Below are 26,456 nucleotides of genomic sequence, written 5' to 3'. Positions count from 1 at the left end.
CTCTGTTTACTCATGGCACCTCCAATTGGGCCTCAGGTTTGAGGCTCAGAGGTGTCTAGAAAACCCGGGGCGATTCAATTTCTCCAAGGCATCGATAGATTACGGCAACTTGAATATCGACTGCAATGTGACTGCCGAAGAGCTATCAAGGCAATTGCGTGCCTTTTACTTTCCAGCCTTCCAGGTGCCGACGGTCGAGGGCTTCCAATTGAGCAACCCTCGGGTCACAGACCACCAGAGCGTCCACCCACCGGGCTTCATCGTCGAAAGAAGCGCCACTCAGGTGGTCATTGCGACCAAGACATTCGACTTGGTTTGCGATCTTTTCCCGAGCGCAGAGAGATAAGGCCCAGTACGTCCGGCCGTGTCGAGCGGGGGCTCATCGGAGCCCATGCGTCACAGGCCCTAACATCAGCCCTTTGCCTCTTAAAGAAGCTCCATTCATGCGCCTCATCCTTCCCTTGCTCGCCTGCCTCGCCATCGCCCCGGCAGCCATGGCACAGACCGCCACAGCCCCGGCAACCACCGCAGCCGCGCCCGTCACCACCTCCACCGGCCTGATCTACCAATCCCTCAAGGAAGGCAGCGGCGAATCGCCCAAGGCCACCGACACCGTCAAGGTGCATTACCGCGGTACTTTCCCCGATGGCAAGGAATTCGATAGCTCCTACAAGCGCGGCGAGCCTACCGAGTTCCCGCTCAACCGCGTCATCCCCTGCTGGACCGAAGGCGTGCAGCGCATGAAGCCGGGCGGCAAGGCGCGGCTGACCTGCCCACCGGCGATTGCCTATGGCGCGCGCGGTGCCGGCAACGTGATCCCGCCCAACGCCACGCTGAATTTCGAGATCGAGCTGATTTCCGTGAAGCGCTGAGCGGCCGCGCGGCCTGTGCCGCGCCTGCCGGCCCACGCCCCTCCTCTCGCCGTCCCCGTACACTCGGCGGCTTGCCCGCAAGCATGCCGGGCTGACTCGCCTGCCGAGCTTTCATGACGCGCCCCGACCTGTCCTCGCTTTTCCGCCATCTGCAGGAGTCATCACCCGCAAATGGCGGAAGTTCGCTGCCGCCCGGCCAGCCCGAGCGGCGGCGGCCCGGCCGCGCCACGGACGAGGTGGGCCAGCTCATCGCTGAGCTGCGCGCCTCGCAGGCCGAGCTGGAGGTGCAGAACCGGGTCCTGAGCTTCAGCCAGGCCGCGGCCGAGAGTGCCTCCGAGCGCTTCGAGACACTGTTCGCCAGCGTGCCCCTGGCGCTGATGGTGCTCGACGAGCACGACATGGTGGTGCAGGCCAACTCCATGGCCCACCGGTCTTTCCAGCCAACCGAGACCGACCGGCCGCTCACCTCGCTGATGCCCTTCGTGAGCGAGGCCGATGCACCTCGCGTGCGCGAAGCTTTCGAGGCCGCCCGCTCGGCCGGCAGCGCCGAGGTCAAGGAAGTGGTCTTCCACACCGGCGAGCACGCCCGCATCAATGGCGACCTGCACATCGCCCGCATCGAGGCCCAACAGGACGACGAGCCGAACGCGCTGCAGTTCCTCTGCGCCGTGATCGACCAGGGCCCGCTGCTGGCCGAGCGCCGTGCGCTGCAGGACAGCGCGGCCACGCTCAAGGAGCGCAATGCGCAGATTCTGGCGAGCGAGCGGCGGCTGGAGGCAGTCATCAATTCCGCGCTGGACGCCATCATCTGCGTGGACCCGCAGCACCGCATCACGGTGTTCAACCCCACGGCCTCGGCGCTCTTTGTGTGCGCGCAGGAAGACGCCCTGGGCAGCCCGCTGGAGCGCTTCCTGCCCGACGCGGCCCAGGCCATGGCGATGGCGCAGGTCACCACGCAGGCCGTGCTGGGCGAGGTGACGGCCCTCACCGCCACCGGACGCGAACTGGCGGTGGAAGTGAGCCTGTCGTTCGAGAACCAGGGCGATGGCACCAGCGCCACGGTGTTCGCGCGCGATCTCACCGGCCGCAAGAAGGCCGAGGCGCACCGCAACGAGCTCGAAGCGCAGCTGCGCGAATCGCACAAGATGCAGGCCGTGGGCACCATGGCCGGCGGCATCGCGCACGACTTCAACAACATCCTGAGCGCCATCCTCGGCAACGTGGAACTGGCCAAGGCCGATGCCGGCGCCGATGCGCCCATGCTGGAAAGCCTGCTGGAGATCGAGAAAGCCGGCCGCCGCGCGCGCGACCTGGTGCGGCAGATCCTTACCTTCAGCCGCAACGAGCCGCCCAAGCGCACCGCCGTGCCGGTGCAGGAAACGCTGAACGACACCGTGCGCCTCCTGCGCGTGACCGTGCCGCCCGCCGTGGACCTGCAGGTGCGCATCGACCCCGGCGTGCCGCCCATGCTGGCCGACCCCACTCAGGTCGAGCAGGCCCTGCTCAACCTCTGCACCAACGCCATCCACGCACTGGGCGACCAGCGCGGCACCGTGCTGCTGCAGGCCACCTATGCCCAGCCCGACCCGCGGGTATGCGAGCGGCTGTCGCTGCTGCCCGGCGACTACGTCTGCCTGCGCGTGAGCGACAACGGCCCGGGCATGGATGCCGCCACCCAGCAGCGCATCTTCGAGCCCTTCTTCACCACCAAGCCGGTCGGCCAGGGCACGGGCCTGGGTCTGGCCGTGGTCCACGGCGTGATGCGTACCCACGGCGGCGCGGTGGATGTCTATAGCCTGCCGGGCGAAGGCAGCAGCTTCACGCTCTACTTTCCCAGCGCCGGGCCGGGCACCACCGATCCCATGCCGCAGGGCGACGGCGCCAGCACGATGCATACCAGCGCGCCCGCTGTGCAGGCCACGGCGGCCATCGCGCCCGCACCGCCCGCCACGGAAGAAGCCACCGCCACGCAGGCAGGGGAAGAGCCCCGCCTGCGCCACGTCATGTACGTGGACGACGACCAGGCCCTGGTCTTCCTCGTGCAGCGGCTGCTGCGCCGGCGCGGCTACCGCGTCAGCGGCTTCACCGATCCGCACGAGGCCACCGCCGCGCTGCGGGCCGATCCGCAGGTCTACGACCTCGTGGTCACCGACTACAACATGCCCGGCTATTGCGGCGTGGACCTGGTGCGCGAGGCCCGGCGTATCCGCCCCGGCCTGCCGGTGGCGCTGGCCTCGGGCTACATCACGACCGAGATCGAACAGGCCGCGCTCGCCGAAGGCGCGCAGGCGCTGATCCACAAGCCCAACGACGTGGAAGAGCTCTGCGCCACCGTCCACCGCCTGGTCCATGGCGGCGAGTGACACCCCGGGCGAAGCTGCGCCGCCGCCCCGCTGCCTGCATGCGGACGACGACCTGCTGGTGCTGGACAAGCCCTCCGGCCTGCTCTGCGTGCCCGGCCGCGGCCCCGACAAGCAGGACTGCCTGAGCGCCCGCGCCCAGCAGCACTGGCCCGGCGCGCTGATCGTCCACCGGCTGGACCAGGCCACCTCCGGCCTCGTGCTGATGGCCCGCCACCCCCAGGCCCAGCGCCGCCTGAGCCTGGCCTTCGAGCAGCGGCAGATCCACAAGCGCTACCAGGCCGTGGTGCAGGGCCTGATGCCTGCGCCGCCGGAAGGCTGCGAATGGCAGTCGATCGACCTGCCCATCGCTGCCGACTGGGAACGCCGCCCGCTGCGCATCGTCGATGCCGCCCAGGGCAAGCCCAGCCTCACCCACTGGCGCGCGCTGGCGCAGGGTGCGGCGGCAAACAACCACCCACTCGGCCCGACGACCCGCGTCGAGCTGGAGCCCGTCACCGGCCGCACCCACCAGCTGCGCGTGCATCTGGCCGCCATCGGCCACCCCATCCTGGGCGATGCGCTCTATGCCGGCGCCGAGGCGCTGGCTGCTGCGCCCCGTCTGCTGCTGCATGCCTGCGAGATGGGCCTGGCGCATCCGAGGCATGGGGGGTGGTGTGCCTTCAGCTCTGCGCCGGAGTTCTGAGCGGCGTCTCGGGCGGCATCTTTGCCTCGCTATCAAAAACATAGCAGCATGCCCTTTGCGCGAATGGGCTACAGGCCCAATTCGATATGAACTTCATGCTCGGCGTCGCCCATCCCGCTTAACCTTGCCGCACATCGGCTCTGCGCCGTCGTCCTGCCGGGATGGCAGTAGCATCTCGGAATGCCCTCCTCCGCCCCCACCACGAACGACGCGGCCCACGCCCAGCCGCCCCAGCACCTCTTCATCCTCTCTGGCTCCTCGCGCGGCATGGGCCTGGCCATGGCGCAGCAGCTGCTGCAGCCCGGCCACACGCTGATCGGCATCGCCCGCACCGCCAGCGCCGCGCTGCAGGCGCAGACCCCGCAAGGCGCCACGCTGGAGCAATGGACGCTGGACCTGGCCGATGCACCCGCCGCTGCCGATCGCCTGCGCCAATGGCTGGACGGCCTGGACGCCAGCCGCTTCGCCAGTGCCACCCTCATCAACAACGCAGGCGTCATTCCGCCCATCGCGCCGCTCTCGGACAGCGACCCGGGCGCGCTGGCCCAGGCCCTGCGCGTGGGCCTGGAAGCGCCCATGCTGCTGACGGGTGCCTTCCTGGGCGCGACCAGCGGCTGGACGCTGCCGCGCAAGGTGCTGAACATCTCCTCGGGCCTGGGCCGCCGCCCCATGGCCTCGCAATCGGCCTATTGCGCGGCCAAGGCCGGCATGGACCACTTCACCCGCTGCGTGGCGCTGGACGAGGCCGCCCGGCCCCACGGCGCCCGCGTGTGCTCGCTGGCCCCAGGCGTGATCGACACCGGCATGCAGACCCAGCTGCGCGGCGCCGCGCCGGAGCGTTTCCCCGACGCTGGCAACTTCGCCGCGCTGAAAAGCCAGGGCATGCTCACCTCGCCCGAAGAAGCCGCACGCCGCGTGCTGGCCTGGCTGGAACGCCCCGATTTCGGCCAGCAGCCGGTGGCGGACGTGCGCGAGGGCTGAGCCCCCCCGCTGAAGACCTCTCACGCTCGGGTTGAATGGTCATCGTGATGGGCGAGCACCCCGGATGCGTGCACGGGATCGCGCCCATGGAGACGACCGGGGCACCACAGTGTTTTCGACCTGGCCCCTCCCTTTGAGCCGGCTTTGCACCTGCTTCCCAGCCCCGCCAACAGGCACGGAGGCGCCGCACCACATGCGAGGCGTGCCGTTGCGGCAAGAATGCAACAGGTGTTGGAATGTGACGTCGCACGGTATCAAACATCCCGAACCTCTCTCGCACCGGCCTCTCACGTTGATACATTTGTAGCCGGCTAGCAAAACACATCAACAAGTACAAGCCAGAAGCTGGGTGGGGCACGGGGAATTGAAGCGACGACAAAGTATCGGCGCGCCCGTGAATGGTGGCCCGCGCGGTTCTGTTCCGGGTTTTCGTGGAGGGAGGGAAAGTGCAAGGCGCCTCGCGGTAGGCGCCCTGCCGGCTGTCCTTGCGTGTGGCCTAGTGCGGAATCGAAGTTTCTGGTTTGGAACCGACCATTGACTTCGAGGGAGATTCCATGTCCGTTCACTCGCCGGTGCGCAGCCGCTTCTATGCTGCGCTCGCGCTTTGCGCCGCCCTCACGGGCTGTGCCTCCATGCAAAGCCACGACAAGTTGGCCACCGAGGTGCAAGCCTCCAGCCGAACCAACGGCTTGCCCGCCGCCCTGGCCACGCTGGAAGCAACTGCCAAGACCGAAGACGAAAAGACCGCGCTGCTCTACAACCTGGAACGTGGCGAGTTGCTCCGCATGGATCGGCGCTACGAAGACAGCACCAACGCCTTCCTGCTGGCGGACATCCGTGTCAAGGAATGGGAAGAAGCAGCCAAGACCAATCCGAGCAAGCTCATGGGCACTGTGGGTGCAACACTCATCAGCGAACGCCTGAAGGTCTATGAGGGTCAGGACTACGAAAAGGTGTGGCTCACCACGCGGCTGGCACTCAACCGCATGGCGGTGGGCGACTTCGACAACGCCCGGGTGGACATTAAGCGTACGCACGAGCGCGAGGCGGTGATCGCCGAGTTCCGCGCCAAGGAAACCATCGCGGCAGAAGAAGCAGCCCAATCCAAGGGTGCGGCCAAGGAAGGCAAGGAACTCAACGGTTATCCCGTAGAGACCCTGAACGACCCCGAGGTGCTGGCGCTTAGAAACGGCTACCAGAACGCGCTGTCGCACTACCTGGCGGGCTTTTTGTACGAGGCCATGAACGAGCCTGGCCTGGCAGCTCCAGGCTACCGCAAGGCGATCGAGCTCAAGCCGGAAACCGCCGTGCTCGAAGAAGGTTTGCGCGGCCTGGACGACCGCACCAGCTTCACCTGGAAACGCCGCCAGCAGATGACGGACGTTCTCTTCATCGTGGAAGCCGGAGATGCTCCGGCACGCAAGTCCAAGGCCTTCACGCTGCCTGTGCCCACGGGCCGGCGCGTCATCGCCACCAGCATCTCGTATCCGGTGATCGAGCCCTCCAACGAACCGCTGCTCGGTCAAATCTCCGCGTCCGGGTACGACTTCAAGCTGGAAAAGGTCGTGGATCTGAACGTGATGGCCCGCCGCGCTCTCAAGGACGAAATGCCAGGCATGGTGCTGCGCGGCTTCACCCGCGCCGTCGCCAAGGGCGTGATGCAGGATCAACTGCAGAAGAACGCCGGGCTCATCGGCGGACTTATCGGCGCCGTGGCTGCGGTGGCCACCGAACAGGCCGACGATCGCATGTGGCGCATGTTGCCCGGCCGGGTGTACGTGGCTCGCGGCTACCTGCCCCCCGGCGAGCACAAGATCCGCATCAACGGCCGCGAGATGGACGCGCCTGTGACCGTGAGCGGCCAATATGCCCTGGTGCCGCTGCGCCTTTATGAAACCCGTGTGCTCACCGGCAACGTCGCGAGCCTGGGCCAACTGGTGGCCGTCAACACCGCTGCAGCCGCACCGGAGCCCGGCTCCGCCCCTGAGCAAGCCACCAGCTCGACCACCGAGGCCAAGGCCACGCGCTCGAGCACCCGCGTGCGAGCCGGCAACGTCAAGCAGACCGCGGCAAAGAAGTGACCGATTCCCCAACGCTTTTCGCAAGGACTTTCCGAATGATTTTCCGTCCTTCCTTCGCGGCCGTGGGCGCAGCGCTGCTCGCGCTGGCTGGTGCCGCTGCCGCGCAGACGGCCACAACGGCCCAGCACGATCCCGCCACGCCACCCGCCGTGGCCTCCAAGATCGCGCTGCGTGGCGAGGCCAACGGCATCGCCGTGCGCGAGATACGCATCGTGCGCAAGAGCGACGTGCTGGTGGTGCAGGCAGACCTATCCAACACCGGCCGCAGCGATCGCACCCTGTACTACCGCTTCAAGTGGCTGGACGCCGTGGGCAATCAGGTCGGCGATGGCGAATCGTGGAAGCAGCTGACCGTACTCGGCCTGGGTCAGCAGACCGTGAAGAGCGTGGCGCCCAGCGGCGCCGCGACCGACTTCCGCATCGAAATGAATGTTGAACCGCGCTGATTTGCGCACCGGAGATCTTCGTATGACCCAATCCCTGCAGCGCCGCGCGCTCACCCTGGCACTCGCGGCCGCCACGCTGGCACTGGCCGGCTGCCAGAACCTGTCTTCACCCGTCGTGCGCTTTGACCGCCAGGTCAACTATGGCGACGCCAAGGGCGTCGAGCTGGTGACCAATGAATTCAGCTCCACCGACTTGCAAATGATTGCCGAGAAGATGACCGGCAGCCTGCTCGAAACGGGCATCTTCCAGGGGCGCCCGACGGTGACGATTTCCACCGTGAAGAACAAGACCAGCGAGTACATCGACACCACCAACGTGATGAGTTCGATCCAGACCGCGCTCGTCAAGTCGGGCAAAGTGCGCTTCGTGCGATCCATCAACGAAATGCAGCAGGGCGTTGACGAACTGCAGCGCCAGAACCAGAGCGGCATGTACAAGCAGGGCACGACAGCCAAGATCGGCCAGATGACGGCCGCCAAGTACAGCATGGAAGGCGAGCTGACCAGCATCGTCAAGCAAAACAGCGGCACCAAGGACGTGTACTACAAGTTCACGCTCAAGCTGTTCGACGTGCAGGAAGGCACGATCGAATGGCAGGACGAGAAAGAGATTCGCAAGACCAGCAAGCGCTGACAGGAGCCCCGCCATGCAACGCAGAACCCTCCTGAAAGCCGCTCTCTCCGCCGTCGCCCTGTCCGCCCTGGCCTGCGCCGCGCCCGCACAGGCTCAGGTCAAGATCGCCGTCACCGACCTGGCCTATGCCCAACGCGTGTCCGAATACTTCGTGGCCGGCGCCTACCAGCACAGCAGCCAGATGAGCGCCAGCGCCCATGCCAGCCATGGCATGTACAACGGCTCGGCCAGCCAATCCATGCAGGCATCGGAGCAGTCCAGCGGTACCTTCGTGGCTGGCCGCTACAGCTACATCGAACAGCGCGAGCTGGGCGGCTACAGCAACGACATCAAGGGCGCCCTGTTGCAGGGCACCAACTTCCGACTGGTACAGGGCAAGGGCTTCGACGCCGGCAAGCCACAACCCACCAAGGCCGAGCAGGTACTCAACCAGGTGCAGGGTGGCAAGATGGCGACGCCACAGGCACAGCCCCAAGTGGCCGACGTGATCAGCCGGATCAAGAAGGGCGAATTCTCTGGCGCCGACTACGTGCTGTTCGGGGTCGTTTCATCCATCGACTTCACCGATGCACTCTCGCCCCTGCAAGGCACCAGTAGCGCCACCCGCCAGTACGGCCTGCAACTGCTGGCCGACTTCTCGCTTATCAACACCAAGACCTACGAGATCAAGGCTGCGTTCTCGGCCCAGGGCCAGGGAAACGACACCAAGATCCTGTCCGCGCGCGGCGACATCGCCCCGCCCAACCGGGCCAAGGTGATGCGCGAGACCTCGCAGAGCCTCGCACAGGACGTCTTCCAGCAACTCACACAGCAGTTGGGCTATTCCGCGCCCTCCATGGTCAACGGCGCGCGCCCGGCCATGGTGCCGGCTCCGCTGCAGGCCATGCCCGGCCAGCCAGCCCCCCAGCCGGCCGAGCAGGTCATGATCCTCAAGTAGCCCGGCAGGCCACCGCATGCGCCACGCCGTAGCGGCGATCGCGCTCGCAGCCCTCACGGGCTGCATGACGGGGAGCGGTGCCGATGCACCGCTCCCCGCTTCTTTGGCGGTACGGCCGCTGCCAGCCGGCTGGCAACTGCAGACCCTTCAGACGCCTGGCACATTGCAGACGATGCGGCCCGTCACCGTTCTCTCGCGCCCGGCCTTGCAAGAACCACCGCGCTGGCGCCTCATCGTATTGCCCGGATCGGGGTGCACAGGCTTCGTCCCCATCGCGCAGCGCTACTTCGCTGCGGTCTGGCATGCCGATATCTGGGTGTTGCACAAGCCTGGCACCAACGTGCTCGCGGGGGCGACACCCGCCGCATGCCCGTCAGGCTTTGAAGCGCAGGACAGGTTGGCGCGCTGGCAAGACGATGCGCGTGCCGCCCTGGCCGCCCTGCCCTGGGATGGCCCCGCCCGGCCCACCTGGATCGCCGGAATTTCCGAGGGCGGTGAACTGCTGGCTGCGCTGGCGCCGACCGTGCCCTGGCCCACTGGCTTGCTGCTGCTGTCGGCATCGGGGCTGGACCCCGGCGAAGCGGGAGCACTGCAGGCTCAGCGCCTGGGAGCAGCGGGAGCATGGCACGCTTTGGAACGCAAGGCACAAGGGCCCCAACCCGATGCGGCATGGGCACAAGGCCGGCCGCTGGGATATTGGCGCGACCTGTTCCGCTGGCGTGTGGCCGATGAGTTGATCGGCGGCCCATGGCCGATCCTGCAGGTGTGGGGCGGCGCTGATGCCGCCGTGCCAGCAGAAGCCTACGAGCGTTTCGCCGCACGCGCTGCACAGAGGCCGGCCCCATTCTGCAGCTGGCGCATGCCAGGTGCAGACCACGGCCTGCAGGGGGCCGATGGCTCTGACGGCGTGCAACGCGTCTGGGCGCGTCTCGATGCCGCGCCACAGGCGGATGCAGTCTGTGCGGCCATCGAGCGCGCGCACCCACGGCCCTGACCACACCGACACCACCGAGCATCGATCTTGCCGCCGCCCCAGGCACAATCTGCGCGAGTACTGGGATTCAACAACCGCACGGAGACACACAACATCATGATTCGCACCCTGCTGTCCTTCACCGCCCTCGCCTTCGTGGCCGCCACCGGCGCGCACGCGCAAGGCGCCGCGGCGCCGGCCGACTACCCCAACAAGCCCATCCGCATGATCGTGCCCTTCCCGCCCGGCGGCGGCACCGACATTCTGGCGCGCCTGGTGGGTACCAAGCTGGGCGAGACCGCGCACTGGACGGTGGTGGCAGACAACCGCGCCGGTGCGGGCGGCACGGTGGGCATCACCGAAGCCGTGAAGGCCGCGCCCACCGGCTACGACATCGTGATGGGCCAGAAGGACAACCTGGTCATCGGGCCCTGGCTGTACAAGAACCTACCCTGGGACACGACGCGCGACCTTACTCCCGTCGCCCATGTGGCCTACACCCCGGTGCTGATCGCGACCAGCGCACAGTCCCGCTTCAAGACCCTGGCCGACGTCGTGGCTGCCGCCAAGGCCAAGCCGGGCAGCATCACCTATGGCTCGCCGGGCAACGGCACCTCCATTCACTTGGCAGGCGATCTGTTCGAGAAGGCCGCGGGAGTGAAGCTGGTCCATGTGCCGTACAAGGGCTCCAGCCCCGCGCTGATGGATGCGCTCTCGGGCAATGTGGACTTGCTGGTGTCGTCCGTGCCCTCGGCCATGGGCCAGATCAAGTCGGGCAAGCTGCGCCCGCTGGCCGTGACCTCCGCCAAGCGCAGCTCCAGCCTGCCTGATGTGCCGACGGTGTCCGAATCGGGCTATGCGGGGTTCGACGTCAGCACCTGGTACGGCCTGCTCGCGCCCGCGAACACGCCGGCCGGCGTAGTCAACCGCATCCATGCAGAGGTCAACAAGCTTCTGGCCCTGCCCGATGTCAAGGCTGCCATCCAGGCCCAGGGCGCGGAGCCCGAGGCGATGTCGGTGGCGCAGTTCGGCGCCCTGATCAAGGCCGACCACGCGAAGTGGAAGGGTATCGTGGAAGCCTCGGGCGCCAAGATAGAGTGACCAGAGGCCCCGGCGCGGGGCCCCTTCTGCGCCCCAAGACAGGGGCTCCCGCAGGAGGCCCAGCGCCGCATCAACCCAAGAGGGCGGGGGCGCAGGAACATCTCACGCCAGCGCGCGGCGCGCGTCGGCGCACGCTTAGTCGCGCACCACCAGCACGGGCACGTGGGCCACGCCCAGCACGCGCTGGGTCACGCTGCCCAGCACCAGCTTTTCCAGGCCGCGCCGGCCGTGCGAGCCCATGACGATCAGGTCGGCGCCGGTGGTTTCGGCAGCGCGGGCGATGCCGTCGTGGATGGCATGGCCTTCGCCGATGGTCGTCTCCACGGCCACACCCGCCTGCTCAAAGACCGCCTTGGCGGCATCCAGCGCAGTGTTGGCTTCCGCGGTGGCGGCCGTCAGGTACTGCGACTGGCCGTAGGCGAAGTCGGCTCCGACGCCGGTGAAGGGGTACGGGTCCACCACATAGAGTGCCGTCACCTTGCTGCCGAAGATCTTGGCCAGGCCTGCTGCCTTGGTCGCCGCGTTCAGCGCGGTATTGGAACCATCGACGGGAATCAGGATGTGCTTGAACATGAGAGGTGCTCCTTGACAGTGGATGAACGGCCACGCACGGCCGGGCTCATGCCGACAGTGTGGCAGCGCCGCCAGGTGCGGATCTTGATGTCCGTCATAGCCCGGGGCTTTCGGCACAGGCTCAGGAGGCGGCCTGCTGAAAGCCGCCGCGCCGGCAGGTGACGACCAGCGTATCGCGCCAGCCTCCCTCTGCCAAGGGCTGGATGGGCGTGGTCTCATGGATCATGCGGGCATCGTCCAGCAGCAGCAACGACCAGGGTTCGGTCAGGGTGAAACGCTGGCCGAATGGGCCCGTGGCTTCGAAGATACGGGTCTCGCCACCCTTGACGCCCTCGCGCGCAACGAGAAAGACGGCCACCAGATCGACTCCATCACGGTGAGCGCCTTCGGGCGTGGGCCGGCCTATGCCGCCGGCGGTGTCGATGCGGAACTGGTGCGCCTCCATGAACCAGCGCTCGGGCGTGGAGGCGAGCGCCGATTGCGCCAGCCCCGCCAGCGCGGCCATCAGCCGCTGCCAGGCCGGTGCGGCCAGTACCGCCTCTTCCATGGGCGCGAACCAGCGCTCCATGCCGCCGTGCAGCGCGTTGTATTCCAGAGGCTGCCAGTGCGCGCGGTGCGGCACGGCGTGCAGGGCGAAGGGCTCGCCCACGGCGCCGGGTTCCGCCACGAAGCTCGCATGCCGGCGGCGACGGTACCGGCCGCCGTCCTTCAAGAACTCATCAGGCGGCAGATCGCCCCAGCCGGCGCCCAGTGCCTGCAGCCCGGCCAACTCCACGCCCGCCCAAGCGGCCACGTCCTGCGGACGGACGACCGCATGCCCGGCGGATTGCAATTGCTGGGCAAGGCCCCCCAGGTGGGCATAGGGAGGCGAGAAGGTCACTTGGCTCATAGGGCAGCAAGCTTAAGGCACGGCGGACGAGCCAGTGTCGAAACGAGACGGGTCCACGCGATGGAAATCACCCTCGCGTACTGAACGGGCTGCACCCGTGTTGGACGCCCTGCGCTAGCATGCCGGGCAAGCATCAGGAGTTCACCCATGGTCTCAGAGCGCCGCCAGTTCATCCGCATCGCGTTCGACGCACCCGCCCAGTTCACCACCGGCCACGGCACCGTCGCGGCCCAGGTTCTGGACCTCTCGCTCAAGGGCGCGTTGCTGCGCGTACCGCCCGATCTGGCGCTGGCCGTGGGCATGCCCTGCCTGCTGGCAATCCCGCTCGGGCCGGACGACGCGCACATCTCCATGTCGGCCGAACTCGCACATGTCGACCGGCGGACAGACGGGACGCTGGTCGGCCTGCTGTGCCGTGTGATCGACCTCGACAGCGTGACGCATCTGCGCCGCCTGATCGAGTTGCAAATGGACGATCCGGCCCTGCTGGACCGGGAGCTGGCCGAACTGGCCGACCCAGGGCCTGCTCCATCGAACCACCCCCGCCAGATGCCGGCCTGAACTGTCCTAGGCCGGTTCGGCCTCCTGCAACGCGCGCCACATCACCTTGCCACTGCCGCTCTTGGGCAGCGCGTCGGCGAACTGAACGATGCGCGGGGCTTTGTAGACGGCCATGTTGTCGTGGCACCAAGCGACGATCTCGGCCTCGGATACCCGCCCGCGCTGCTCGCTGCGCAGCACCACCACCGCCTTGACGGTCTCTCCGCGATAGGCATCGCGCGCGGAGATCACACAGGCTTCCTGGATCGCAGGGTGACGGAACATCAGCGCCTCCACCTCGGCCGGCCAGACCTTGAAGCCGCTGGCGTTGATCATGCGCTTGAGCCGGTCGGTGAGGAAGAAGTAGCCCTCCTCGTCCATGTGCCCCAGGTCGCCCGAGCGGAAGAAGCGCTTGCCGTCCAGTTTGATGAACGCGGCCTCGGTGGCGTCGGGCCGTTTCCAGTAGCCGTCGAACACCTCGGGGCCGTGGATGACGATCTCGCCCTGCTCGCCCACGGGCAACTCGCGCAGCGTGTCCGGGTCCACCACGCGCGCATCCGTGCTCATGAAGGGAATGCCCAGGCATTGCTGCTTGGGATGATCCGGCGGATTGGCATGCGAGGGCGCGGCGGTCTCGGTGAGGCCATAGCCTTCGGAATAGCGCAGCCCGTACTGCTCGAAGAGGCGCTGGGCCACGGCCTGCGGCATGGCCGCGCCGCCGCCACCGATATAGCTCAGGCTCGACAGGTCGTATTCAGCGAAGCGCGGGCTGCCCAGCAGGTCGATGACCATGGTGGGGATATTGGTCCAACTGGTGACGCGGTAGTGCGAGATGAGCCGGCCCGCCAGATCCCTATCCCAGCGCGGCATGATGACCAGCGTACCGCCGCAGTAGATGGTGGTGTGCATCATGCTCACCATGCCCGTGATGTGGAACATGGGCACCACCGCCAGCACCACGCTCTCTGGCGTGGCCGTGCCCCACAGGCTGCCGGCGACGGTGTTGTGCATGATGCTGCGGTGCGGGTGGATGCAGCCCTTGGGCAGGCCGGTGGTGCCGCTGGTGTAGGGCAGCACGGCCAGATCGCCGGACGCCGCCTCGTGCGCCGGCGCGGGTTCGGTGCAGGCCAGCGCCTCGGTCCAGGCATGGACCTCGCCGCCCGCCAGCGTGGGCAGCGCGTGCCGGCCACAGAGCCAGTCGCGCCATTGGGGAGGCACGGCATCGGCGCCCCCGGCATCCGGGTCGAACGCGTCGCTGAAATGAGTGACGATCACATGGCGCAGACCCGACTCGGACGGTAGCCCGGCGCTGGCCTGGCAGATGTCGGCCGCCAGATCGGCGGTGGTGATGGCCGCGCGGCTGTCGGGATCGGTGATGTAGTGCTTGAGTTCCTCCGCCCGGTTCATCGGATTGACCGGCACCACCACCGCGTTGGCTCGCAGGATGGCGAAATGCGCAACCACCAGCTGCGGGCAGTTCTGCATGCAGAGCATCACGCGGTCGCCCTTGCGCACGCCCAGGCCATGCAGCCGCGCGGCCAGGCGCTCGGCGGAATCAGCCAGCTCGCGGTAGGACATCTGCGCGCCGAAGAAGACCAATGCGGCCTTGTCCGGATAGCGGCGGGCATTGGTCGCGAGGTTGTCCCAGAGCGAGGTGGCGGGCACCCGCAGCGCGTGCGGCAGCCGGCGCGGCCAGAATCGGTAGTGAGGTCGCATGAACGTTTCCTTTGCCGCCTAGCCTAGGCGGGCGCGTCGGCCGGCGTATTGGGGATCGCACCAATGCGGCGTCACGCAGGTGACGTAGGCGTTTCGAGGCGCTCAGGCTGCCCCAAAGGACACCACTGTTTTGTAACGGTGTGTCCGTTGAGGCCGCTGCAGCCTGCCTGTAGGGGGCCCCTTGGACGCCGATGAAGGACAATGCGAGCGCAATGCGGCAAGCCGAACGCCGGCCCGCCGATTTCCACTTTTTTTGACAGCTGCAGCCGGTGGCGCCGTAGCGCGCCGCCCGCCGGATCGTTCCGGTGCGCATGCAACGGACAACATGAACATAGTCATACTCGACGACTACCAGGACGCAGTGCGCAAGCTGCACTGCGCCTCCCGCCTGGACCCCTATTCCGCCAAGGTCTACACGAACACCGTCAAGGGACTGGGCCAGCTTTCCGTGCGCCTGAAGGACGCCGACATCATCGTGCTCGTGCGAGAGCGCACGCAGATCACGCGACAGCTGGTCGAAAAGCTGCCGCGCCTGAAACTCATCGCGCAGACCGGCAAGGTCGGCAGCCACATCGACGTGGCCGCCTGCACCGAACGCGGCGTGGCCGTGGCCGAGGGGGTAGGCTCGCCGGTCGCACCAGCCGAACTCACCTGGGCGCTCATCATGGCCGCCATGCGCCGCCTGCCGCAGTACATCTCCAACCTCAAGCACGGCGCCTGGCAGCAGTCCGGCCTGCGGGCGGCTTCCATGCCCCCCAACTTCGGCATCGGCACCGTGCTGCGCGGCAAGACGCTGGGCATCTGGGGCTATGGCCGCATCGGCCAGCTGGTGGCTGGCTACGGCCGCGCCTTCGGTATGAACGTCCGCGTCTGGGGCCGAGAGGCCTCGCGCGTGCAGGCGCTGAGCGACGGCCTGCAGGTGGCCACCACGCGCGAGGAATTCTTCTCGCAATGCGACGTGATATCGCTGCACCTGCGCCTGAACGAGGAGACGCGCAACATCATCACGCTGGAAGATCTTTCGGCCATGAAGCAGACCTCGCTCATCGTGAACACCTCGCGCGCCGAACTGATCCAGCCCGATGCGCTCATCGCCGCGCTGAACCGGGGCCGCCCCGGTATGGCGGCCGTGGACGTGTTCGAGAGCGAGCCCATCCTGCAGGGCCATGCCCTGCTGCGGCTGGAGAACTGCATCTGCACGCCGCACATCGGCTATGTGGAGCAAGACAGCTACGAGCTCTATTTCGGTGCGGCCTTCGACAACGTGGTGAACTACATCCGCGGCACGCCGACCAATATCGTCAACCCGGGCGCGCTGCAGGTCCGGCGCTGAGCCACGCCCCGCCGATCACCGCCCGGTGAGCGCGCCGAAGGCCATCAGCGCGCCAATCATCACCGGCTGGTGCAGCAGGTAATAGCTCAGGCTGTGCCGGCCCAGCACCGGCAGCCAGCGCAGCGCGGCAGGCACCGGCCGCGCCAGCCAGGCCGGGCGACGCCCCAGCAGCCACTGCCCCGCCGCCATGCCCCACCACATCACGCCCAGCCAGGGCAGCACCGGCACATAGTCTTCGGTGAAAGGCTTGCGCGTGATCAACCCGAGCCAGTTCAGCGCGCGGCTGTCGAACAGCTCCGCCCAACCCTGCAGCGGACCGCCCAGCGCCCAGGCGCCCGCAGCGGGCAGCAGCAAGGCGACCAGCCCCAGCGGCCAAAGCCAGCGACCCGCCGGCGCGCTGAAACGAGCGATCAGAAGCATTACCGCCATGCCGTGCAGCACGCCGAAATAGATGAAGCTGCGCGGGAACATCAGCATCGACCCGCCGGTGACCAGCAGGGCCGCCAGCGCCACCTGCATCCAGCGGCGGCGAAAGCGCTGCCAGCCCAGCCCCTGCGCGGAAGCCAGCGCCTGCCCCAGGCCGGCGCAGGTCAGAAATAGGCTGACGATCATGACGCGCTGCAGCGTCCAGAACGGGTCAGAGAGAAAGTTCTGCGGCCAGTAGCCGAAGTGGCTCAGGTCGAAGCAGAAGTGAAAGACCGTCATCCACAGCATGGCGACGCCGCGCAGCGCATCCACGGCGTCCATGCGGCGGGCCGGGGGGGACGAGGAGGATGGGAGCGGCGGAGGAACGTGGGACATGCTGCTTGCGTGCTGCTTTACGCCAACGACGGAATCGACCGGCACAGGAGCGGCACCGCGAGAGTGCCCGGCGGAAATGACAAAGGGGTTGTACCTTGCGGCACAACCCCTTGAATCAATGGTCGGAGCGGCGGGATTCGAACTCGCGACCCTCTGCTCCCAAAGCAGATGCGCTACCAGGCTGCGCTACGCTCCGACAACTAGCATTCTAACCGGCGCCGCCACCCCTCAGGGCAAATTGAAGGCAAAAGCCGATATTTATTCATGATCGATGGTGCCAGCAGGCGCCATCGATGCACCACGCATCAACGGCTGCTCGGACCCGGGCCGCGGCCGGCCAGGTGACGGAAGGTGATGCGGCCCTTGGTCAGATCGTAGGGCGACATTTCCAGCGAGACCTTGTCGCCGGCCAGGATGCGGATGTGGTGCTTGCGCATCTTGCCGCCGGTGTAGGCGATGAGCTGGTGGCCGTTGTCCAGCGTGACGCGAAAACGCGAGTCAGGCAAAACTTCCGTCACGGAGCCCTGCATTTCGATCAGTTCTTCTTTTGCCATGTTTTAAGTCGAGTTCCAAACAACAAATATTCTGGGAGCGCACCTGCGTGTTCGTGGGCGCGCCTGCAATGCCTGGGCCACGGAAACACCAAGCGATCGGGCCTTCTCTCAGAGGCTCGACAGCGCGGGCATGACATGCAGGGGAGTCGCTGCACCCGGAGCGCAGCAGGCGTGAGGGCCGGGGAGACGGCTTCAATGGACAGGCGAGTCGCTGTGCATTAGCCTGTCGATTGTACCGCGCTATGCTTATTCGCGCCAATCCTGGGGTGCGCCGCGTCCTGGCAGCCGCCTAGAATCATCGGCCCCAGCGGGGCTCCAGCCCCCCGCCCCACCGAACAAGGATCTTCCCCACGTGTCCGATCGCCTCGCCGTCCTCCCCCAGTACCTGCTGCCCAAGCAACTGCTCACCATGATCGCGGGTCGGTTCGCCTCGGCGCGTGCAGGCAGCCTGACCACGTCGGCCATCCGCCGTTTCGTGGCGCGCTACGGCGTGGACATGAGCGAGGCGGCCAATCCCGACATCGCCAGCTACGCCACCTTCAACGATTTCTTCACGCGCGCGCTGCGCCCGGACGCCCGCCCGATCGCGCCCGCCACCGTGATCTGCCCGGTGGACGGCGCGGTGAGCCAGCTGGGCGCCATCGAGAACGATCAGATCTTCCAGGCCAAGGGCCACCGCTATTCCACCACCGCGCTGCTGGGCGGTGACGCCGCGATGGCCGAACAGTTCAAGGACGGCAGCTTCGCCACCATCTATCTCAGCCCGCGCGACTACCACCGGATCCACATGCCCTGTCCCGGCCGGCTGCTGCGCATGGTGCATGTGCCGGGCGCGCTCTTTTCGGTCAACCCGCTCACGGCGCGCGGCGTGCCGGGGCTCTTTGCCCGGAACGAGCGTGTGGTGTGCCACTTCCAGACCCCACTGGGCCCGATGGCACTGGTGCTGGTAGGGGCCACCATCGTGGGCAGCATGGCGACCGTCTGGCACGGGCAGGTCAGCCCGCCGCGCACCGGCAAGCTGCGCAGCTGGGACTATTCCACCCAGCCCATCACGCTGGCACAAGGCGAGGAGATGGGTCGCTTCATGCTGGGTTCCACCATCGTGCTGCTGTTCCAGCGCGGCGCCGTGCAGTTCGAGCCCGGCTGGCAGGCCTTGCGCCCGACGCGGCTGGGCGAGGCGATGGCCCATCGCGTCGCATAGGCTATGCAGCCGCCTCCTGGTGCGGGATGGCGGCCTGAGCCGAGTGGGATTCGGGGCGACGCCGGGTGGTGAACACCGTGGGCTCCAGCTGGATACGCGACGGATGGATGGCACCCTCGCGCCCCACAAGATGCACCAGCAGTTCCTGCCGGCGCAAAACGATGTGGCTCACGGTTTCCACGTTTGCGCCCATCCTCACCCGGGTGCCCGGGCGAAACAGTGGCATCACGAACGTCTCCTCCCAGCCATGCAGCGGAGTCTGGGCCGGAACAGGAATCAGCTCGGCCGACTCCGTGGGCAGGGAGATGTGGGGTTGCACGTCGAGCATGCCCAATGCTAAACCTTGTTACATCTCGCCGGGGCGCGCTCCGCTGAATTTTTCTGTGGATCGGTGGTTGAGCTGGTTGCGGCTGCGCCACAGGCCCTGCTCGCCACCTTCCCGCACCTATCGCCCTGCCCCGCCCCGGACAAATTCCAGAGCCGCCTCCAGCATGCGGCGCAAAGGGGGCTGCACGCGCGCGGCCACCCCCGGAAGGTAGTCGAACGGCAGCGCCTCCTGCATGTAGCTCGACTGCGTCATCTCCAGTTGCACCGCGTGGACGCCCTGTTCGGGACGCCCGTACTGGCGCGTGATGTAGCCCCCCTTGAAACGGCCGTTGAGCACCGAGGGGTAGCCACTCGCCTCGCCGATCTGCAGCAGCTGGCGGGCCAATTCGGGGGCGCAGCTGGCGCCGTCGGCCGTGCCCAGGTTCAGGTCGGGCAGCCGACCTTCGAAGAAGCGCGGCAGCACCGAGCGGATCGAATGCGCGTCCCAGAGGAGCGCCACGCCGTGCGCGGCGCGGATGCGCTCCAGTTCGCGCTGCAGCTGCACGTGGTAGGGCACCCAGATGGCTTCGCGGCGGGCGGCGATCTCGGCTTCGTCCGGCACGGCGCCGTCCCGGTAAAGCGGGGTGTCGTCGAAGGTATCGACCGGGCACAGCCCCGTCACGCTCTGGCCCGGATAGAGGCTGGCGCCGTCGGGCGGTCGGTTCAGGTCGATGACATAGCGCGAATGTGTCGCCACCAGCACCGAGGCGCCCATCTCGCGCACGAAGCCGTAGAGGCGTTCCAGGTGCCAGTCGGTGTCGGGCACCTGGCGGGCCTCGTCGGTCAGGCGGCTGGCGATGGCGGGCGGCACATGGGTGCCCACATGCGGCATGGAGACCAGCAGCGGTGCGCTGCCCTGGTGGAAGGTGAAGGCGGGGTGTTCGTCGGTCTGGAGGGCTGCAGTCATGGCGGACAGGATAGCTTTCGGGAAAGGAATGCGGGCGGTGCCGGATGCACCCGCTCAGTCGTCAGCGCGGATCGTGGCCGCGCGTGCCTGAACGAAGGCGTGCGCCGCCGCTGCCTGCAGGGGATGGCGCCCCGCCTGCACACGCTGGCGCCCGCCGACCCAGACGCCCTGCACCGCCGAGGTGCGATGGCTGGCGAACACATGGGCGCCCAGCAGCTGTTCGGCCGGCAGGCCCTGCAGCGCGACATGGGCCGTATCGAGCGCCACCCAGTCGGCCTGCTGGCCCACGGCGAGGCCGGCCACCGGGCGGCCTGTGGCCTGCGCTCCGCCCTGCACGGCTTGCAGCGTCATGGCAGTGGCCACGTCGGGCTGGCCGCTGGCCGCCAGCACGTTGCGCTGGCGGGTCGCCAGCCGCTGGCCGTATTCCAGCAGCATGAGCTCTTCGGCCGCGTTCACGCAGGCGTGGCTGTCGGAGCCCACGCCCCACCGCCCGCCGTGGCGCAGCCAGCGGGGCACGTCGAACAGGCCGTCGCCCAGGTTGGCCTCGGTGCTGGGGCACAGGCCCGCCACAGCGCCGGTGGCAGCGGCGGCGGCGTATTCGGTGTGCGTCATGTGGGTGGCGTGAACCAGGCACCAGCGGGCATCGACCGGGGCATGGTCCAGCAGCCATTCAACCGGCCGCTGGCCGCTCCAGGCCTGGCAATCGACCACTTCCTGGGTCTGTTCGGCGATGTGGATGTGGATGGGCGCAGCCGCATCCAGCGCCGCAAGGCCCGCGACAGCGGCACGCAGGCTGTCGGGCGGCACGGCGCGCAGCGAATGCGGGGCCAGGCCCAAGCGGGCCGCTGGCCCTTGCAGTATGGGCGCAAGGCGCTCCAATAAGGAGAGCATTCCGTCAGTGCTGCGCAGAAAGCGGGCCTGGTCGGAGCGGGGCGGCTTGCTGCCGAAGCCGCTGGTCTGATAAAGCACGGGCAGCAGCGTGAAGCCGATGCCGGCCGTGCGCGCTGCCCGCAGCAGCGCGTGGGCCAGCGTGGCGTCGTCGGCATAGGGCATGCCACCCTGGTCGTGGTGGACGTAATGGAATTCGCAGACCGAGGTATAGCCCGCCTCCAGCATCTCCACGTAGAGCCAGGTGGCGATGGCTTCCAGCGAGTCGGGCGTGATACGCGCCGCGAAGCGGTACATGAGGTTGCGCCAGCTCCAGAAGCTGTCAGACGCCCCGCTGGCGCGGTATTCGGTCAGCCCCGCAAAGGCGCGCTGGAAGGCGTGCGAGTGCAGGTTGGGCATGCCGGGGATCAGCGGCCCGGGGGCCACGGGCGTGCCCTGTGGCGGGTGTGCGCCGGGCGTGACGGCGGTCAGCTGGCCAGCGGCGTCCCATTCCAGCAGCACGTCGCGGGCCCAGCCGCCCGGCAGGAGTGCCTGCGGCGCGAACAGCGTGCCGCGATCAGCGAGAGCGTCAGACATCGAAAACCTTGCCGGGATTGAGAAGATGAAGGGGATCGAGCGCCTGCTTGATGGCCCGCATGGCCGCGAGTTCGGCCGGCGTGCGGCTGGCGCCGAGATAGGGTTTCTTGTGCAGGCCGATGCCATGCTCGGCGGACACGCTGCCGGCCAAGCGCGCCACCTCTGCGTACACCAGCGCTTCCACGCCCGCCTCGTCGCCGCCCACCGTGGCGGCGTCGGTGGAGAGGTGCAGGTTGCCATCGCCCACATGGCCGAAGAACACGGTGTGGTGGCCGGGCCAGCGCGCATCCAGCTGGGCGCGGCAGGCCTCGGCGAAGCGGCCGATGTCGGCCAGGGGCAGCGACACGTCGAAGTTGATGGGCGGGTGCATGTGCGCCGGCAGCTCGGCCGTGGCCTCGCGGATCTTCCAGAAGGCGCGGGCCTGGGCATGCGACTGGGCGATGGCGGCATCCAGCGCCACGCCGGCCGCCATGGCCTCGCCCAGGGCGGCTTCCAGCGCGGACTGCAGGGCGCCCTCCTCCGCGCCACCCACGTCGATCAGCGCCATGAAGGGATGCGGGGCGGCGAAGGGCTCGCGCAGCTGCTGCCAAGCCAGCGAGGCGGCGACGAAGTCGCGCCACATCAGCTCATAGGCCGACAGCGCACCGGGAAAGCACGCCTGCAGTCGCGCCAACAGCTCCAGCGCGGCCTCGAAATGCGGCAGCGCCACCAACGCCGTGGCGCGCGCCCGGGGCGCGGCCCGCAGACGCAGCACGGCGCGGGTAACGATGCCCAGCGTGCCTTCGGCGCCGATGAACCAGTGCTTGAGGTCGTAGCCCGTGTTGTTCTTGAGCATGGGCCGCAGCATGGGCAGCACCTCGCCGCTGGCCAGCACCACCTCCAGGCCCAGCACCTGCTCGCGCATCATCCCGAACTGCAGCACGCCGTTGCCGCCGGCATTGGTGGCGATGCCGCCGCCGATCTGCGCGGAGCCGCGTGCACCCCAGTCCACGCCCAGCTGCAAGCCGGCTGCGGCGGCGGCCTCCTGCACCGACTGCACGGTGGCGCCGGCCTGGCAGGTGAGCGTGGCGGCGCGCGCATCCACTGATTCGATGGCCTGCATGCGGTCCAGCGAAAGCGCGATGCCCTGCGCGCAGGGCACGGCGGCACCGGCCAGGCCCGTCAGCCCGCCCTGGGGCACCACGGGCACGCGGTGCGCGGTGCAGAGCGCCAGCACGGCGCTGACCTGCTCGGTGCTGCGCGGGCGTACCAGGGCCAGCGGCTGCACCGGGGCCGCGCCGCTCCAGTCGGTGCGGTGGCGCGGGGGAATGGCGTCGCCGGTCTGCACGCCATCGGCGCCCACTACCTGCGCGAGGGCGGCCAGGAAGCCGCTCATGCGCCGGCCCCCTTGGCGATGCGGCCCTGGCGCACGATGGTGTGGGCGGCGCCCTGGCCGAACCAGTAGGCCAGCTCGGCGGCCTCCTGCACCGGCCAGAGCACGAAGTCGGCCGGGCGGCCGGCGGCGATGAGGCCGTGCGTTCCCTCCAGGCCCAGGGCGCGCGCGGCGTGGATGGTGATGCCGGCCAGGGCCTCGGGCACCGTGAGCCGGAACAGCGTGCAGGCCATGTTGGCCATGAGCCGCAGGCTCAGCGCGGGCGAGGTGCCCGGGTTGTGGTCGGTGGAGACGGCCATGGGCACGCCCGCCTCGCGCAGCGCGTGGATGGGCGGCAATTGCGTGTCGCGCAGCGTGTAGTAGGCGCCGGGCAGCAGCACGGCCACCGTGCCCGCCGCCTTCATCGCCGCGATGCCTTCGGCCGACAGGTGCTCGATGTGGTCGCACGAGAGCGCCCCGTAGCGCGCCGCGAGCTGCGCGCCGCCCATGTCGGAAAGCTGCTCGGCATGCAGCTTGACGGGCAGGCCCAGCGCCTGTGCGGCCTGGAAGACCTGTTCGGCCTCGGCCAGGCTGAAGGCGATGCGCTCGCAGAACACGTCCACCGCATCCACCAGGCCCTCTGCCGCCAGCGCGGGCAGCATCTCGCGGCAGACCACGTCGATGTAGTCCTGGCTGCGGCCGGCATATTCGGGCGGCAGCGCATGCGCCCCCAGGAAGGTGGTGCGCACGGTGACGCCGGTGATCTCACCCAGGCGGCGCGCCGCGCGCAGCTGCTTGCGTTCGTGCTCCAGCGCAAGGCCGTAGCCGGACTTGATCTCGATGGCGCAAACGCCCTCGTCCAGCAGCGCCTGCAGCCGCGGCAGGGCCTGGGCGACCAGCTCGTCCTCGGTCGCCGCGCGCGTGGCCTTCACGGACGAGACGATGCCGCCGCCCGCCCGGGCCACCTCTTCGTAACTGGCGCCCGCCAGCCGCATGGCGAATTCGTTCGCGCGGTGGCCGCCATAGATCAGATGGGTGTGGCAATCCACCAGCCCCGGCGTGGCGAGCAGGCCGGCGCCCGCATGGCGTGGCCACTCAGCATAGGCCGCCGGCAGGGCGGTGGCGGGGCCGACCCAGCCCACCCGGCCGCCCTCCACCACCACGCAGGCCGCAGCACCTTCGGGCACGGCCACATCGGGCAGAGCCAGACCGGGCGCCAGTCGCAGATCGGTCCAGACACCGTCGGCGCTGGGCAGGCTCGCGGGCGGCTGGGGTGAGATTCTCCAATCGGTCATGCTATTGATTCCATAGCTATAGGCGCGCTTTCCATGGTCGCTGGTGGGCATTTTGATGGCAAGACGGGCGCCAGGCCGATCCAGGCCAGCCGCGGCTCGGTTCCGGGCACGGGCACCAGCCCGCCGGCCTGCGGCGCCGGCGCGCTCCACCAGAGCCCCTGCCCCGGACCCAGTTCTTCACCCGCAGCATCGCGCCACGCACCCGAAAGCACCATGCAGAGGCCGGCAGCCGTGCTGCCAGGCGTCACGGCATGGCCCAGGATCTCGATACGGCCCGTCCAGGCATCGCGGCGGCGCATGAGATTGAAATCGGTGGAGGCGCCGCCCAGCAGCGTGCAGTCCAGCGGCAGTTCGCCTGCGAAAACGAAGGGCTGCCCGGGGCTATCCAGCCGGTGGTCGATGCCGGGGCCCTGCAGCCGCACGCCGTCGCCGGCCAGCAGCATGATCTCGCGCTCCACGCCAGGGAAGGCCGAGAACGGGCCCGATCGGTCGATGCTGGCGACACTCACGCGCCAGCCGAAGCGCTCCAGCCCCGCGCCGGGCGGCCAGCAGACGATCTCGCGCGTGGCGCCGCCGCCGTTCTTCCAGGGCATGGGCGCGATGGCGGTCAGGTCGAAGCGCTGCAACCCTTCGGCTGGGGGCAAGGCAGTCCGCATCACTTCACCATCGGCAGATGCAGGTGATGCTTCTTCGCGGTGGCGATGGCGATGTCGTAGCCCGCGTCGGCATGGCGCATCACGCCGGTGGCCGGGTCGTTCCACAGCACGCGGGCCAGGCGCGCGGCGGCTTCATCCGTGCCGTCGGCCACGATGACCACGCCGGCATGCTGCGAATAGCCCATGCCCACGCCGCCGCCGTGGTGCAGGCTGACCCAGGTGGCGCCGCCGGCGGTGTTGAGCAGCGCGTTGAGCAGCGGCCAGTCGCTCACCGCGTCGGTGCCGTCCTTCATCGCCTCGGTCTCGCGGTTGGGACTGGCGACGGAGCCGGTGTCCAGATGGTCGCGGCCGATGACGATCGGCGCCTTGAGCTCGCCGTTCCTCACCATCTCGTTGAAGGCCAGCGCGGCCTTGTGGCGCTCGCCCAGGCCCAGCCAGCAGATGCGCGCGGGCAGGCCCTGGAAGGCGATGCGTTCGCGGGCCATGTCCAGCCAGCGGTGGGTGTGCCTGTTCTCGGGGAACAGCTCCTTGATCTTGGCGTCGGTCTTGTAGATGTCTTCCGGGTCGCCCGAGAGCGCCACCCAGCGGAAGGGGCCCTTGCCCTCGCAGAACAGCGGGCGAATGTAGGCCGGCACGAAGCCGGGGAAGTCGAAGGCGTTCTTCACGCCCTCGTCGAAAGCCACCTGGCGGATGTTGTTGCCGTAATCCACCGTGGGAATGCCCATGGCCTGGAAGTCGAGCATGGCCTGCACGTGCGCGGCGCAGCCCTGGGCCGCGGCCTTCTTCAGGCGGGCATGCTGGACCGGGTCGGCGGCTGCGGCCTGCCATTGCTCCACGCTCCAGCCCACGGGCAGGTAGCCGTTGATGAGGTCGTGCGCGGAGGTCTGATCGGTCACGATGTCGGGCTTGGGGCCGCCGGCGCGGGCGCGCTTCACCAGCTCGGGCAGCACTTCGGCCGCGTTGCCCAGCAGCGCGATCGACACCGCCTCGCCCCGGGCCGTGTGGTGGGCGATGAGCGCCAGCGCGTCGTCGATGTCCTTGGCCTGCTTGTCCACGTAGCGCGTGCGCAGGCGGAAGTCGATGCTGCTTTGCTTGCATTCGACGGCCAGCACGCAGGCCCCCGCCAGCACGCCGGCCAGGGGCTGCGCGCCGCCCATGCCGCCCAGGCCTGCGGTGAGGATCCAGCGGCCCGACAGGTCGTTGCCGTAATGCTGGCGGCCGGCTTCGACGAAGGTCTCGAACGTGCCCTGCACGATGCCCTGGGCGCCGATGTAGATCCAGCTGCCGGCCGTCATCTGGCCGTACATGAAGAGGCCCTTGCGGTCCAGCTCGTTGAAGTGCTCCCACGTGCCCCACTTCGGGACCAGGTTGGAATTGGCCAGCAGCACGCGGGGCGCGTTCTCGTGCGTCTTGAACACGCCCACGGGCTTTCCGGACTGGATCAGCAGGGATTCGTCGGCCTCCAGGGTTTTGAGCGATGCCAGGATCTGGTCGAAGCACTCCCAGTTGCGCGCCGCGCGGCCGATGCCGCCATAGACCACCAGCGACTGCGGGTTCTCGGCCACGTCCGGGTCCAGGTTGTTCTGCAGCATGCGCCAGGCGGCTTCGGCCAGCCAGTTCTTGCAGTGCAGCTGGCTGCCGCGTGGCGCGCGGATGACGCGCGTGGGGTCGTGGCGGGGGTCGGCTGCGGTGGCGGCGGACAGGATGGCGTCGTTGGCGTTCATGGCATCGCTCCTTGGG

The 26,456-nt window shown here is 68.3% G+C and carries 26 protein-coding genes and 1 tRNA gene; 14 read left to right on the top strand and 13 right to left on the bottom strand.

The features are described 5' to 3' along the window. From AC3A84_RS02815 to AC3A84_RS02765, 11 genes are all read left to right on the top strand, one after another. On the top strand, positions 1 to 346 hold a 346-nt coding region (locus tag AC3A84_RS02815), incomplete at its 5' end, for a hypothetical protein (RefSeq protein WP_487968205.1). A 97-nt stretch (positions 347 to 443) separates the two neighbouring features. Next, entirely contained in the window at positions 444 to 872 is a 429-nt protein-coding gene (locus tag AC3A84_RS02810) for an FKBP-type peptidyl-prolyl cis-trans isomerase (RefSeq protein WP_487968204.1), read from the top strand. 113 nt (positions 873 to 985) lie between these two features. Beyond that, the gene (locus AC3A84_RS02805) at positions 986 to 3,235 is read left to right on the top strand and encodes a PAS domain-containing hybrid sensor histidine kinase/response regulator (RefSeq protein WP_487968203.1); all 2,250 of its coding nucleotides are present in this window, start codon (positions 986 to 988) and stop codon (positions 3,233 to 3,235) included. After that, positions 3,222 to 3,917: an RluA family pseudouridine synthase gene (locus AC3A84_RS02800; protein WP_487968202.1), complete on the top strand. Its 696-nt coding sequence runs from the start codon at positions 3,222 to 3,224 to the stop codon at positions 3,915 to 3,917. Before AC3A84_RS02805 ends, AC3A84_RS02800 begins: the two co-directional genes overlap by 14 nt. A 180-nt stretch (positions 3,918 to 4,097) precedes the next feature. Further along, a complete protein-coding gene (locus AC3A84_RS02795) occupies positions 4,098 to 4,898 on the top strand; it encodes an SDR family NAD(P)-dependent oxidoreductase (protein WP_487968201.1) in 801 nt (266 codons plus the stop codon). 554 nt (positions 4,899 to 5,452) lie between these two features. Further along, the gene (locus AC3A84_RS02790) at positions 5,453 to 6,979 is read left to right on the top strand and encodes a COG3014 family protein (RefSeq protein WP_487968199.1); all 1,527 of its coding nucleotides are present in this window, start codon (positions 5,453 to 5,455) and stop codon (positions 6,977 to 6,979) included. A 35-nt stretch (positions 6,980 to 7,014) separates the two neighbouring features. Further along, positions 7,015 to 7,425, top strand: a complete 411-nt coding sequence (locus AC3A84_RS02785) for a YcfL family putative periplasmic lipoprotein (protein WP_487968197.1) — start codon at positions 7,015 to 7,017, stop codon at positions 7,423 to 7,425. Between the two features lie 22 nt (positions 7,426 to 7,447). Beyond that, positions 7,448 to 8,059 (top strand): penicillin-binding protein activator LpoB, encoded by a 612-nt coding sequence (lpoB, locus tag AC3A84_RS02780; RefSeq protein ID WP_487968196.1) that lies wholly within the window; start codon positions 7,448 to 7,450, stop codon positions 8,057 to 8,059. Between the two features lie 13 nt (positions 8,060 to 8,072). Next, on the top strand, positions 8,073 to 8,996 hold the full coding sequence (locus AC3A84_RS02775; RefSeq protein ID WP_487968195.1) for a hypothetical protein: 924 nt from the start codon (positions 8,073 to 8,075) through the stop codon (positions 8,994 to 8,996). A 172-nt stretch (positions 8,997 to 9,168) separates the two neighbouring features. Next, entirely contained in the window at positions 9,169 to 9,990 is an 822-nt protein-coding gene (locus tag AC3A84_RS02770; RefSeq protein WP_487968194.1) for an alpha/beta hydrolase, read from the top strand. Positions 9,991 to 10,086: 96 nt separating this feature from the next. Beyond that, the gene (locus AC3A84_RS02765) at positions 10,087 to 11,070 is read left to right on the top strand and encodes a tripartite tricarboxylate transporter substrate binding protein (RefSeq protein ID WP_487968193.1); all 984 of its coding nucleotides are present in this window, start codon (positions 10,087 to 10,089) and stop codon (positions 11,068 to 11,070) included. 135 nt (positions 11,071 to 11,205) lie between these two features. Here AC3A84_RS02765 and AC3A84_RS02760 read toward each other — a convergent pair whose 3' ends face one another. Then, positions 11,206 to 11,643, bottom strand: coding sequence for a universal stress protein (locus AC3A84_RS02760; protein ID WP_487968192.1), 438 nt, complete (start codon positions 11,641 to 11,643; stop codon positions 11,206 to 11,208). A 121-nt stretch (positions 11,644 to 11,764) separates the two neighbouring features. Then, positions 11,765 to 12,532 carry a 2OG-Fe dioxygenase family protein gene (locus AC3A84_RS02755; RefSeq protein WP_487968191.1) on the bottom strand — a complete coding sequence of 256 codons (768 nt, stop codon included), beginning with the start codon at positions 12,530 to 12,532 and terminating at the stop codon, positions 11,765 to 11,767. Between the two features lie 147 nt (positions 12,533 to 12,679). Here AC3A84_RS02755 and AC3A84_RS02750 point away from each other — a divergent pair, with 147 nt between their 5' ends. Beyond that, positions 12,680 to 13,093 (top strand): PilZ domain-containing protein, encoded by a 414-nt coding sequence (locus AC3A84_RS02750; protein ID WP_487968190.1) that lies wholly within the window; start codon positions 12,680 to 12,682, stop codon positions 13,091 to 13,093. A gap of 6 nt (positions 13,094 to 13,099) precedes the next feature. On the opposite strand, the gene AC3A84_RS02745 is transcribed toward AC3A84_RS02750, so the two are convergent. Continuing rightward, positions 13,100 to 14,788 carry a long-chain fatty acid--CoA ligase gene (locus AC3A84_RS02745; RefSeq protein ID WP_487968189.1) on the bottom strand — a complete coding sequence of 563 codons (1,689 nt, stop codon included), beginning with the start codon at positions 14,786 to 14,788 and terminating at the stop codon, positions 13,100 to 13,102. A gap of 325 nt (positions 14,789 to 15,113) precedes the next feature. On the opposite strand from AC3A84_RS02745, the gene AC3A84_RS02740 reads away from it, so the two are divergent. Beyond that, a complete protein-coding gene (locus AC3A84_RS02740) occupies positions 15,114 to 16,121 on the top strand; it encodes a D-2-hydroxyacid dehydrogenase family protein (protein WP_487968188.1) in 1,008 nt (335 codons plus the stop codon). Between the two features lie 15 nt (positions 16,122 to 16,136). Here AC3A84_RS02740 and AC3A84_RS02735 read toward each other — a convergent pair whose 3' ends face one another. The 3 genes from AC3A84_RS02735 to infA all read right to left on the bottom strand — a co-directional run bounded on the left by AC3A84_RS02735 (position 16,137) and on the right by infA (position 17,476). After that, a complete protein-coding gene (locus AC3A84_RS02735; protein ID WP_487968187.1) occupies positions 16,137 to 16,922 on the bottom strand; it encodes a heparan-alpha-glucosaminide N-acetyltransferase in 786 nt (261 codons plus the stop codon). 119 nt (positions 16,923 to 17,041) lie between these two features. Then, positions 17,042 to 17,118: transfer RNA gene (locus tag AC3A84_RS02730), tRNA-Pro, on the bottom strand. Between the two features lie 109 nt (positions 17,119 to 17,227). Further along, positions 17,228 to 17,476 (bottom strand): translation initiation factor IF-1, encoded by a 249-nt coding sequence (gene infA, locus AC3A84_RS02725; RefSeq protein ID WP_063460522.1) that lies wholly within the window; start codon positions 17,474 to 17,476, stop codon positions 17,228 to 17,230. A gap of 352 nt (positions 17,477 to 17,828) precedes the next feature. On the opposite strand from infA, the gene asd reads away from it, so the two are divergent. After that, positions 17,829 to 18,677, top strand: coding sequence for an archaetidylserine decarboxylase (asd, locus tag AC3A84_RS02720; RefSeq protein WP_487968186.1), 849 nt, complete (start codon positions 17,829 to 17,831; stop codon positions 18,675 to 18,677). Position 18,678: 1 nt separating this feature from the next. Here asd and AC3A84_RS02715 read toward each other — a convergent pair whose 3' ends face one another. The 7 genes from AC3A84_RS02715 to hutU form a co-directional block, all read right to left on the bottom strand. Continuing rightward, positions 18,679 to 19,005, bottom strand: a complete 327-nt coding sequence (locus tag AC3A84_RS02715; protein WP_487968185.1) for a hypothetical protein — start codon at positions 19,003 to 19,005, stop codon at positions 18,679 to 18,681. Positions 19,006 to 19,122: 117 nt separating this feature from the next. Continuing rightward, the gene (hutG, locus tag AC3A84_RS02710; protein WP_487968183.1) at positions 19,123 to 19,950 is read right to left on the bottom strand and encodes an N-formylglutamate deformylase; all 828 of its coding nucleotides are present in this window, start codon (positions 19,948 to 19,950) and stop codon (positions 19,123 to 19,125) included. A 54-nt stretch (positions 19,951 to 20,004) separates the two neighbouring features. After that, the gene (locus tag AC3A84_RS02705) at positions 20,005 to 21,414 is read right to left on the bottom strand and encodes a formimidoylglutamate deiminase (RefSeq protein ID WP_487968182.1); all 1,410 of its coding nucleotides are present in this window, start codon (positions 21,412 to 21,414) and stop codon (positions 20,005 to 20,007) included. Next, positions 21,407 to 22,789 carry an FAD-binding oxidoreductase gene (locus AC3A84_RS02700; RefSeq protein ID WP_487968181.1) on the bottom strand — a complete coding sequence of 461 codons (1,383 nt, stop codon included), beginning with the start codon at positions 22,787 to 22,789 and terminating at the stop codon, positions 21,407 to 21,409. Before AC3A84_RS02700 ends, AC3A84_RS02705 begins: the two co-directional genes overlap by 8 nt. Beyond that, the gene (gene hutI / locus AC3A84_RS02695) at positions 22,786 to 24,060 is read right to left on the bottom strand and encodes an imidazolonepropionase (RefSeq protein WP_487968180.1); all 1,275 of its coding nucleotides are present in this window, start codon (positions 24,058 to 24,060) and stop codon (positions 22,786 to 22,788) included. The genes AC3A84_RS02700 and hutI overlap by 4 nt, the downstream gene beginning before the upstream one ends. Further along, on the bottom strand, positions 24,057 to 24,686 hold the full coding sequence (locus tag AC3A84_RS02690) for a HutD/Ves family protein (protein WP_487968228.1): 630 nt from the start codon (positions 24,684 to 24,686) through the stop codon (positions 24,057 to 24,059). Before AC3A84_RS02690 ends, hutI begins: the two co-directional genes overlap by 4 nt. Positions 24,687 to 24,715: 29 nt before the next feature. Beyond that, positions 24,716 to 26,440 (bottom strand): urocanate hydratase, encoded by a 1,725-nt coding sequence (gene hutU / locus AC3A84_RS02685; RefSeq protein ID WP_487968179.1) that lies wholly within the window; start codon positions 26,438 to 26,440, stop codon positions 24,716 to 24,718. Between the last annotated feature and the right edge of the window lie 16 nt (positions 26,441 to 26,456).

The organism is Paracidovorax sp., assembly GCF_057642795.1.
The sequence above is the reverse complement of the archived record's forward strand: the minus strand, read 5'-3'. Positions and strand labels throughout refer to the sequence as shown.

What these genes read in the sequence shown, in the direction of transcription:
- AC3A84_RS02810 (WP_487968204.1), top strand. Translation starts at nt 444, where the DNA reads ATGCGCCTCATCCTTCCCTTGCTCGCCTGCCTCGCCATCGCCCCGGCA.
- AC3A84_RS02805 (WP_487968203.1), top strand. Translation starts at nt 986, where the DNA reads ATGACGCGCCCCGACCTGTCCTCGCTTTTCCGCCATCTGCAGGAGTCA.
- AC3A84_RS02800 (WP_487968202.1), top strand. Translation starts at nt 3,222, where the DNA reads ATGGCGGCGAGTGACACCCCGGGCGAAGCTGCGCCGCCGCCCCGCTGC.
- AC3A84_RS02795 (WP_487968201.1), top strand. Translation starts at nt 4,098, where the DNA reads ATGCCCTCCTCCGCCCCCACCACGAACGACGCGGCCCACGCCCAGCCG.
- AC3A84_RS02790 (WP_487968199.1), top strand. Translation starts at nt 5,453, where the DNA reads ATGTCCGTTCACTCGCCGGTGCGCAGCCGCTTCTATGCTGCGCTCGCG.
- AC3A84_RS02785 (WP_487968197.1), top strand. Translation starts at nt 7,015, where the DNA reads ATGATTTTCCGTCCTTCCTTCGCGGCCGTGGGCGCAGCGCTGCTCGCG.
- lpoB (WP_487968196.1), top strand. Translation starts at nt 7,448, where the DNA reads ATGACCCAATCCCTGCAGCGCCGCGCGCTCACCCTGGCACTCGCGGCC.
- AC3A84_RS02775 (WP_487968195.1), top strand. Translation starts at nt 8,073, where the DNA reads ATGCAACGCAGAACCCTCCTGAAAGCCGCTCTCTCCGCCGTCGCCCTG.
- AC3A84_RS02770 (WP_487968194.1), top strand. Translation starts at nt 9,169, where the DNA reads ATGCGGCCCGTCACCGTTCTCTCGCGCCCGGCCTTGCAAGAACCACCG.
- AC3A84_RS02765 (WP_487968193.1), top strand. Translation starts at nt 10,087, where the DNA reads ATGATTCGCACCCTGCTGTCCTTCACCGCCCTCGCCTTCGTGGCCGCC.
- AC3A84_RS02760 (WP_487968192.1), bottom strand. Translation starts at nt 11,643, where the DNA reads ATGTTCAAGCACATCCTGATTCCCGTCGATGGTTCCAATACCGCGCTG.
- AC3A84_RS02755 (WP_487968191.1), bottom strand. Translation starts at nt 12,532, where the DNA reads ATGAGCCAAGTGACCTTCTCGCCTCCCTATGCCCACCTGGGGGGCCTT.
- AC3A84_RS02750 (WP_487968190.1), top strand. Translation starts at nt 12,680, where the DNA reads ATGGTCTCAGAGCGCCGCCAGTTCATCCGCATCGCGTTCGACGCACCC.
- AC3A84_RS02745 (WP_487968189.1), bottom strand. Translation starts at nt 14,788, where the DNA reads ATGCGACCTCACTACCGATTCTGGCCGCGCCGGCTGCCGCACGCGCTG.
- AC3A84_RS02740 (WP_487968188.1), top strand. Translation starts at nt 15,114, where the DNA reads ATGAACATAGTCATACTCGACGACTACCAGGACGCAGTGCGCAAGCTG.
- AC3A84_RS02735 (WP_487968187.1), bottom strand. Translation starts at nt 16,922, where the DNA reads ATGTCCCACGTTCCTCCGCCGCTCCCATCCTCCTCGTCCCCCCCGGCC.
- infA (WP_063460522.1), bottom strand. Translation starts at nt 17,476, where the DNA reads ATGGCAAAAGAAGAACTGATCGAAATGCAGGGCTCCGTGACGGAAGTT.
- AC3A84_RS02715 (WP_487968185.1), bottom strand. Translation starts at nt 19,005, where the DNA reads ATGCTCGACGTGCAACCCCACATCTCCCTGCCCACGGAGTCGGCCGAG.
- hutG (WP_487968183.1), bottom strand. Translation starts at nt 19,950, where the DNA reads ATGACTGCAGCCCTCCAGACCGACGAACACCCCGCCTTCACCTTCCAC.
- AC3A84_RS02705 (WP_487968182.1), bottom strand. Translation starts at nt 21,414, where the DNA reads ATGTCTGACGCTCTCGCTGATCGCGGCACGCTGTTCGCGCCGCAGGCA.
- AC3A84_RS02700 (WP_487968181.1), bottom strand. Translation starts at nt 22,789, where the DNA reads ATGAGCGGCTTCCTGGCCGCCCTCGCGCAGGTAGTGGGCGCCGATGGC.
- hutI (WP_487968180.1), bottom strand. Translation starts at nt 24,060, where the DNA reads ATGACCGATTGGAGAATCTCACCCCAGCCGCCCGCGAGCCTGCCCAGC.
- hutU (WP_487968179.1), bottom strand. Translation starts at nt 26,440, where the DNA reads ATGAACGCCAACGACGCCATCCTGTCCGCCGCCACCGCAGCCGACCCC.